The organism is Eremococcus coleocola DSM 15696 (assembly GCF_000428865.1).
In the GTDB taxonomy this organism is placed as follows: domain Bacteria; phylum Bacillota; class Bacilli; order Lactobacillales; family Aerococcaceae; genus Eremococcus; species Eremococcus coleocola.
The window spans coordinates 1-1,598 of the sequence record NZ_AUAT01000050.1; the positions used below are offsets into that span (position 1 = coordinate 1).

Below are 1,598 nucleotides of genomic sequence, written 5' to 3' on the forward strand. Positions count from 1 at the left end.
ATCTTCTCAGCTGCAGCTTTAGCTGTATTAGCTGGTGTAGGTCTAGTTGCTCCTTCTTTCAAGAAAGAAAACTAATCCTAAAGTAATTAAATAGGCTTTAAGCAAGGACTTCGGTCCTTGCTTTTTTTCTTTAAAACGATACTTTTATTGTTATTTTTAATAAGTGAATATAAAAATTTTTTAATAATAAATATTATTTTGAGAATTAAATTTTTATTAATTAAATATTAAAATATTATAAGTATGGAAAGGAATGATGGTGTTTAATTGATTTATTTACTATTTTAGGATAAGGTTAACTTGTGGATTTAGAGATTATAATTCCACGTTGTCATTGGCTAAAAGAATGTTAGAAGGAAGTTATTTTGAATAAACAAAATCGTTTTTCGATTCGTAAATTAAGTGTTGGTGTCGCTTCTGTAGCGGTTGCGGCGTTCTTAGCTGGAACCCCTTTCCAAAATTATGCTCAAGTAAATTCCGATTCTCAACTAACAGGTGTTGTTTTAGTGAATGCTGCGACTGAGGACACAGGCGTAGTAAGTCTTGAAGAAGCTAGAGCAGCAGCTTTAGACCATATTAATGCTTATCAATTTTCTAATCAAAAAAAGAAAGATGCGGTTGCGTTTAAAATTAAACATGCAAATAGCGTTGAATCAATCAATGAATATATAAAAGCAGCTGATGCTCAAGAACAACTATTGAAAGACGGACAAGTTAATTATGCTACCAATCAAATTAACCGTCTAACAAATATTAATGCTGAAACTAAGGCAAAATATATAGCAGAATTACCTTCTGCTAATAATCAAGCAGAAATTGATGCAATTGTCGAACGTGCAACAAATGATACAGGAGTAGATCAAGCACTTGAAGATGCAAAAGCAAAGGCTGCAGAAGATATCCAAGCCTTACCTTTCCTATTACAAAAAAGAAAAGATCAACTTATTAATTATGCTACACATGAAAATAGAACAACAATTGAAGACGTTCAAAAATTTGTAAACATCGCAATTAAAGATAATTTAGATGCTAAAAAAGTAGCGATAAAAGAAGCAACCGCTGTTATCAATGCTTTAGAAAACTTATCTGAAGAAGAAAAATCAGCTTTCATTAACAATGATTGAACTGCGGCAAACACTCCAGGTGAAATCCAAGCGGTTGTAGATGCGGCCAAAGCATTAGATGAGGATAATAAACATTCTGATGAACCAGTTACACAAGAATATTCTGTAACGTATGAATACCATAAATTAGATGGAACAATTGAAACACTTCAAGCTGAAAGTGGTTGGACCGATTGGGACGCAATGCAACAAACATCAGTTGCTGTAGCAGATTCATTGGTAGCTGAATACGGTGAATATAATGTTGTTGCAAATGCTGATGGTTTAGTTTATGTCTTCACTGAAAAAGAAGTAGCTGCAGAAGAACAGACTTATAAATTAGTTGTGAATTCCGAAGACGCTCAAATTACTTCTGAATATACTGCATCTTCTGTAGAATTAGCAGAACAATACTTCAGAGATTATGTAAATAATAATGGTTTAGGTGATTTAGAATGGTCCTATGACCCAGCAACTTATACCTTCACCGCAACG

1 protein-coding gene and 1 pseudogene are annotated in these 1,598 nt (G+C 33.1%); both read left to right on the plus strand.

Annotated features, from left to right (window positions below; all coding sequences use genetic code 11):
- The first annotated feature begins 365 nt into the window (after positions 1–365).
- The gene (locus G396_RS0108570; RefSeq protein WP_028125712.1) at positions 366–1,124 is read left to right on the plus strand and encodes a YSIRK-type signal peptide-containing protein; all 759 of its coding nucleotides are present in this window, start codon (positions 366–368) and stop codon (positions 1,122–1,124) included.
- 183 nt (positions 1,125–1,307) lie between these two features.
- Positions 1,308–1,598: pseudogene (locus G396_RS10660) on the plus strand (hypothetical protein); the annotation flags it as partial.